Raw genomic sequence first — 6850 nt, forward strand, 5'->3', positions numbered from 1 at the left:
CCCGCACCGCCCCCCGCACCGCGCGCCCCGCACGCCGCACCACCCCGCCGGAACGGTCCGGCGCCCGTGTCACCGAGCGCTCGTCCCGCCACGTCGTCCCCCACGCCTCCGACAACAGCCGCCCGTCCCACGGCGGCAGCCCCGGCAGCGCCACCCGGCAGCCGACCGCCGCCACCAGCGGCTCCCGCAGCCGCTCCGGCACGTCCGCCAGCGTCGGCAGCGCCAGCACCGCCGCCGCTCCCGCCGCCCGCAGCCGGGCCAGCCCCCGCACCAGCCGCTCGTCCACCACCGGCGCCGCGTCGTCCACCAGCAGCGCGGCGAACGCCGCATCCTCGCTACGCCCCGCCGCCCCGGTCAGGAACTGCCCGGCCACCAGCCGTGCCAGGATCTCCGCCGCCTCGGGATGGGAGTCGTGCGGCAGCTCGATCCGCACCCGCAGCGGATCCCCCGCTTCCGCCAGCCGGCCCACCGCGACCCCGCCGTCGGCCGCCAGCGCGCCCGCCACCGCGGGCACGTCCAGCAGCGCCAGCCGGTCCGCCAGCAGCGCGCCCACATCGTCGTTCCGGTACTGCTGGCGGACCCGGGCGCGCAGCTCCGGCGCATGCGTCTCCACCAGCCCGCGCTCGTCCAGCGCCAGACCGAGCGCGCGCATCGCCGCCTCCTCGCCCTCCAGCAGCTCGCGCAGCACCCGCAGCGACGGGCCGCACCCGTACGCCGCGAAGTGCGGCACCAGCAGCTGACGCAGCGCCACCCGGGCCCGCTCGCTGCGCTCCCCGTCCTCCACGCCGGGCGGCACCAGCGCATCGGCGAGGCAGCGCGCCGCCGTCTCCGGCGTCGCCGTGCCGTACAGATCCAGCCGGTCGGGCGAGGCGAGCCCGTCCGCCGACCCGGGCAGCACCAGCACGTCGTAGCCGTCCCGCGGACCCAGCGGCGCATGCGGACCGCCGAGCGCGACCACCGCGGCCGCGCCGGCGAGCGCCTGCAACCCCAGGCTCTCGGCGACCGGACGAAGCACCCGCGGCGGCTCCGCGCCCGTGCCGGAGCCCACCGCGAGCACCGAGGTGCCCAGCAGCGACGGATCCAGCGCCAGGCCGGCGCCGCGGTACTCGGCCGGGTTGCGCGGATCGTCGGCCACCGTACCGAGCCGGACCTGAGCGGTCTTCAGGTCGTGGCGGGCGCTGCGCGCCGGCAGGTCGCGATCCCCGCCGGCCCGGCCGAACGCCGCCGCGCCGTTGGCGGCCACCTCGGCGGCGAACCGGTCCGCCCGGTCGCGGTCGCCGCCGGCCTGCTGCCAGGCGTGCTGCAGCCGGGCGTAGTCGACGTCGTTGAGGCGGCCGGCCGCGGCGTCCCGGTCCAGCCGGTCCGCGGCCGCCGCCAGCGGCGGATGCCCGGCCCGGCGCAGCTCGGGGAAGAGCGATGCGGCGGGGGCACCGCCCTCGGCGGCACCCCGTGCCGCGGCAGCCGCCGCCTGGGTCGCCCGGTAGCGGACGGAGAGGCGCCGGACGAGCGGGCCCCAGCGGCCGATCCGGTACCAGAGCCAGCACCAGCCACCGAAGTAGGCGAGGTAGTTGAGGTAGTAGATGGCGACCTGGAGCGGCTTGGGAACGCCCAGCAGGGTGTTGAGGATGATCGCCAGCAGGTCGATCTCCCAGAGCATCACCTGCCAGGCGAAGAGCACCGCGGCGGCGAGCGCGATCAGCGCCCGCGGCCAGAGGCGGCCGGAGGCCGGGTCGTCGGGGTCGTCCGCGGGGCGCGGAACGTGCCGGTCCAGGGCGTAGACGCCGGGCAGCGGCGTGCGCCGCTCCCGGGCGGCCCACAGCTGCACCTCGGCGGGCGCCGGCGCCGCCGCGGGGGCGGCGGTTTTCGGCGCCGCGGGCGTCGGGGCGGGCGGCGGGACCGTCGGGGCGGGCGGGACGGCGCGGGACGGCGCCGGGGAATCCCCGGACGTGTGGCGCATTGTGGCGGCCTCCTGCGGGCGGACTGCGTCCTCAGGCTACCCGCGGTGCACGACGGTGACGCGATGTCAGGAGCGGTGTTGCGCCGCCGAGTTCGGTGCCCCGGCCGCGCCCCCGGGGCGGAGCCGCGCATCCCGCGGCGCCCCGCGCCCCTTACGCGGCGCCGACACCGCCTGGCCGGAACAGGCGTGAAGATCGTGTGCGGAGTTGATGATGGTGGGATGGTCGCCGACTCCGCGCCGGACACTCCGGGCGTACCTTCTAAGCAGAACAGCGAGCACGATCACCGAGCCGACCAGGAAGGACCCGCCGCCGCCGTGCCCACGCCAGGCCCCCACCTGCGTCGGCCCGGTTCCCCTTCGGGGGACGGCGAGCCCTCGCAAGCCGGACGACGGCCCGCCGACGGCACATCCCCCAGCCCGGCCGGCCGGCGCCCCGCCCCCTCCCCCCGGGGTCAGGGCGCATCCTCCGGCGGTCGCCGGAGCCGTCCCGGGGCATTCCCCCTCGCCCCGGGACGGCTTCTTCTTCTCCCCCCGGTGCTGCTGCTCGCCGTCCTCGGCCTGCTCACCTGGCAGGCGCTGGTGCCGCACGGCCCGGTCGACCGCCTCGACGCGACGCTGCGTGACGCGGTGCAGTCCGCCCGCGACGGCGGGCCCGGCCGGCTGCCCGGCGTGGAGACGCTCGCCCAATTGCTCTCGGACATCGGCGACACCCTCGTCTCCGTGCCGCTGCTGCTCGCCGCCGCCGTCGCGGCGGCCGTGCTGGCACGCCGGCGCCGGCTGCGGTGGTGGGTGCCGGCGGTCATCGCGCCGGCCGCGCTGGTGGTGCTGATGGGCACCGTCGTCCCCGGGAAGGTGCTGGTGGCGCGGCCCGGCCCGGACGGCGAGCGGGTGGTGCCGGGCGGCTGGGGCTGGTTCCCGTCCGGGCACACCGCGACGGCGTCGGTCTGCCTCGGCACCGGTCTGCTGCTGCTCCTGCCGTACATCCTGCGGCCGGTGCTGCGCCGGGTGCTGGTGGGGCTGCTGGCGCTGGTGCTGCTCGGCGTCGGCGCGGGCCTGGTGTGGTGCAACTTCCACTGGGTGTCGGACGTCGTCGCCAGCTGGTGCCTCGCCGGGACGGTGTGGTGGTGCGCGGCGGTGGCGCAGCTGCGACTGCTGCGCCGCCGGCCGGACTGACGGCGCGCCACCCTGGCCCGCCCGGGCCGTCCGGGTCGCACCGACAACGTTGTGGCGCGGGCTTCGCACCCGCCGCACACGCCGCACACGCCGCGCCCGTCACAGCTCGTCGCCCGTCCCCCGCAGCCGGGCGGCGGCCTCGTGGAGGGCCAGCTCCACCAGTTCGGGATCGCCCAGCCGGCCCGTCCCGTCGGGCGGTTCCAGCCAGCGGACCGGGCCGGACGGCTCGCGGGCGGGATGCGGCACCACCACCCAGCCGCCCAGGCCCACGCACCGCACCCCGGATCCCACCCAGCGCTCGGCGGTGCCCGGCGGGACGAGGAACCCCAGATGGCCGCCGCCGTCGGTGAGCACCGGGCCGGGCTCGGGCAGGCAGAGCCGGAGTACGCGCAGGGTGGCCGCGCCCAGCCGGCCGGGGATCACCAGCACGTCCCAGATGTGCCCGGCCGGCAGCAGCGCCAGGCCGGACTCGGAGAGCTCCCAGTCGTGCCGGCAGCGTTCCGGGTCCTCGGCGGCGGCGGCCAGCCACTCCAGCGCGCGGCGCGCGCCCCTTCGGTCGTACATCATTCCTCTCCTCCTTCGGTTCCACTGCGAAGGAGGAGCGGCCGGGGCGCGGATCATTACGCGGCTTTCGGGGTTGATTTCCCGCCAATCGCGGTTTTCGCCCCGATGCCCCGCCGCGGCGCGGCCCGCGGGTTGCGCGGCGCCCGAGGCGGCGTCAGTCCAGGCTCGTCATCACGTGCTTGATGCGGGTGTAGTCCTCCAGGCCGTAGGCGGAGAGGTCCTTGCCGTAGCCGGAGTTCTTGAAGCCGCCGTGCGGCATCTCGGCGACCAGCGGGATGTGGGTGTTGATCCAGACGCAGCCGAAGTCCAGCGCCTTGGACATCCGCATCGCGCGGCCGTGGTCCTTCGTCCACACCGAGGAGGCCAGCCCGTACTCCACGCCGTTGGACCACTCGACGGCCTGCTGCTCGCCGTCGAACCGCTGCACGGTGATGACCGGCCCGAAGACCTCGTTCTGCACGATCTCGTCGTCCTGCTTGAGGCCGGAGACGACGGTCGGGGCGTAGAAGTAGCCCCGCTCGCCGACCCGGTGGCCCCCGGACTCGACGGTGGCGTGCGCCGGCAGCCGGTCGATGAAGCCGGAGACCTTGGCGAGCTGGTCGGCGTTGTTGAGCGGCCCGTAGGCGAGATCGGCGTCGTCCGCGCCGCCGGGCGCGCCGGTGCGCAGGCCCTTGGCGATGGAGGCGAGCTCGGCCACGAAGGCGTCGTGGACGGAGGAGGCGACCAGCACGCGGGTGGCGGCGGTGCAGTCCTGGCCGGCGTTGAAGAAGCCGGCCTCGGCGACCGCGGCGGCGGTGGCCGGGACGTCGGCGTCCTCGAAGACCACCACCGGGGCCTTGCCGCCCAGCTCCAGGTGGACCTTCTTCAGCTGCTGGGCGGCGGCCCCGGCGACCTCGCGGCCGGCGCGCACCGAGCCGGTGATGGAGACCATCGCGGGGGTGGGGTGCTCGACCATCAGCCGGCCGGTGTCGCGGTCGCCGCAGACCACGTTGAAGACGCCGTCGGGCACATGGTGGCCGATGATCTCGCCGAGCAGCGCGGTGGAGGCCGGGGTGGTGTCCGAGGGCTTGAGGACGACGGTGTTGCCGGCCGCCAGCGCGGGGGCGAACTTCCAGACGGCCATCATCATCGGGTAGTTCCACGGCGTCACCTGGGCGCAGACGCCGACCGGCTCGCGGCGGACGAAGGAGGTGAGCCCGGCCATGTACTCGCCGGCCGAGCGGCCCTCCAGCAGGCGGGCGGCGCCGGCGAAGAAGCGGATCTGGTCGGCCATCACCGGCAGCTCCTCGGAGCGGGTGAGGCCGATCGGCTTGCCGGTGTCCTTGGACTCGACGGCGATGAGCTCCTCGGCGCGCTCCTCGATCTCGTCGGCGATCTTCAGCAGCGCCTGCTGGCGCTCGCCCGGCGTGGCGTCCCGCCAGGCCGGGAAGGCCTCCGCGGCGGCGGCCATCGCCCGGTCGACGTCGGCGGCGCGGGAGAGCGGCGCGGTGGCGTACGGTTCGCCGGTCGCCGGATCGAGCACCTCGTAGGTGGCGCCGTCGGCGGCGGGGGCGGGCTTTCCGGCGACATGGTTGTGCAGGGTTCGCAGGTCGCTCACGTGATCGCTCCTCCAGGATGTGGCGTCGGGCGGCCCGCCCATCAGGGGCGGTGGCCGGGCGACGGGTGGCCGCAGGCCCCAGCATGCCGCTCCTTGGCCGCGACGGGAACCCGAAACGGCGGTACCGGGGCTGCTGGAATGAAGATTCATGGGACAAACCGGGACATGGGCGGGAGGTTCTGCGGCGTCACCTCAGGGGTCCGAACCTCGTTGAACTTGGTTGAGATGACGGATACTTCGGCGACTTCGACGACGTCCACCCGGCGGACGGGCCACCGGGCGGTGGCCTCCCCTCCGGACAATGATGTGCTCTGGTCGCGTGCCCTGGTGCGGCACCGCGGCGGCGGACCGGTGCTGCGCGGCGTGTCCGCGGGGGTGCGGGAGGGCGAGCTGCTGGCCGTCACGGGCACCCGGGGCGCGGGGAAGACGACGCTGCTGGAGTGCTGGTCGGGGACGACCGCGGCGGACTCGGGCGAGGTGTGGTTCAACAGCGCGCCGGTGCACACCCTCTCCGCGGGGCGGCGGGAGCGGCTGCGGCGCGAGCACTTCGGCTTCGTCGGGCCGGAGCCGCGGCTGCTGGCGGAGCTGACCGCGGCGGAGAACGCGGCGGTCGGCGGGATGCTGCGCGGGCTGCGGCGGCGCGCGGCGGAGGCGGCCGCGGCGGAGTGGCTGGACCGGCTGGAGCTGGGCGAGTTGGCGCGGCTGCGGCCGGACGGGCTGCCGCGCGAGGCGCAGCAGCGGGTGGCGGTGGCGCGGGCGCTGACGGGGGCGCCGTCGGTGGTCTTCGCGGACGACCCGACGGCGTGCCTGGACACCGCGGGCTCGGCGCGGCTGCTGCGCGTCCTGGCCACGGCGGTGCGCTCGCACCGGATGACGCTGGTGCTGGCCACGGCCGACCCCGAGGTGGCGGCGCTGGCCGACCGCCGCCTCCACCTCACCGACGGCCGCCTGACCCCGGACCCGGGGTGGGGCGCCGGGGAGAAGCGGCGGCAGGCGGGTTACCGCGCGGACGGTGACGGCCGATGATCGCCGTCCTGATGCTGCAGTCCCTCAAGGGCGTCCGCGCCGCCGCGACCCTCGCCGCGCTCGCCGCCGTCTCCGCCGCCACCGGCCTGCCCCTCGTCGCCCTCCTCGCCCGCGCCGCCCACGCGCCGCACGCCGCCCCCCACGAGGCCGCCGCCACCCTCGCCGTCGCGGCGCTGGGCGCCCTCGCCGCCGCCGCGCTCGCCGACCTCCGCGCCGCCCTCCGCGCTCCCTGCCACGCCGCCCTGCACGCCGCCGGCTGCGACCGCCTGACGATCCGCCTGCTGCACGCCGCCGAGACCGGCGCCGCCGCTCTCGCCGGATCCGCCGCCGTCCTCCCGGTGCTGGAGCTCGCCCACCGCACCGCCCCCGTCCGCCGGATGCTGGGTCGCGCCGCCGCTGGCTTCCCGGACGGCGTCCCGCTCGCCGGGGCCGGCACGCTGCTGCTCGCCGTCCCCGTCGTCACAGCCGCCACCGCCGCGCTGACGCTGCGTCACCCCAGGGCCGCCCCGGCCGCGGCCCCCCTCCCGGCGCCC

Annotated in this window: 5 protein-coding genes and 1 pseudogene; 3 read left to right on the forward strand and 3 right to left on the reverse strand. The window is 76.9% G+C overall.

Annotation, left to right across the window (positions count from 1 at the left end; all coding sequences use genetic code 11):
- A partial coding sequence (locus BIV57_RS22705) for a hypothetical protein (RefSeq protein WP_071658752.1) occupies positions 1-1957 on the reverse strand: 1957 nt, incomplete at its 3' end.
- Positions 1958-2491: 534 nt separating this feature from the next.
- Between BIV57_RS22705 and BIV57_RS22710 the strand changes: the two genes are divergently transcribed.
- Positions 2492-3130: a phosphatase PAP2 family protein gene (locus tag BIV57_RS22710; protein ID WP_079170609.1), complete on the forward strand. Its 639-nt coding sequence runs from the start codon at positions 2492-2494 to the stop codon at positions 3128-3130.
- A gap of 99 nt (positions 3131-3229) precedes the next feature.
- On the opposite strand, the gene BIV57_RS22715 is transcribed toward BIV57_RS22710, so the two are convergent.
- Both BIV57_RS22715 and BIV57_RS22720 read right to left on the reverse strand, forming a co-directional pair.
- Entirely contained in the window at positions 3230-3694 is a 465-nt protein-coding gene (locus BIV57_RS22715; RefSeq protein WP_071658756.1) for a bifunctional DNA primase/polymerase, read from the reverse strand.
- A gap of 154 nt (positions 3695-3848) precedes the next feature.
- Entirely contained in the window at positions 3849-5333 is a 1485-nt protein-coding gene (locus tag BIV57_RS22720; RefSeq protein WP_071658753.1) for a gamma-aminobutyraldehyde dehydrogenase, read from the reverse strand.
- A 240-nt stretch (positions 5334-5573) separates the two neighbouring features.
- On the opposite strand from BIV57_RS22720, the gene BIV57_RS22725 reads away from it, so the two are divergent.
- Together BIV57_RS22725 and BIV57_RS22730 are read left to right on the forward strand one after the other, a co-directional pair.
- Entirely contained in the window at positions 5574-6317 is a 744-nt protein-coding gene (locus tag BIV57_RS22725) for an ABC transporter ATP-binding protein (RefSeq protein ID WP_079170610.1), read from the forward strand.
- A pseudogene (locus tag BIV57_RS22730) lies at positions 6314-6850 on the forward strand (hypothetical protein); the annotation flags it as partial. The gene BIV57_RS22725 and the pseudogene BIV57_RS22730, both read left to right, overlap by 4 nt.

The sequence above is a fragment of the Mangrovactinospora gilvigrisea genome, from assembly GCF_001879105.1.
Taxonomy (GTDB): Bacteria; Actinomycetota; Actinomycetes; order Streptomycetales; family Streptomycetaceae; genus Mangrovactinospora; species Mangrovactinospora gilvigrisea.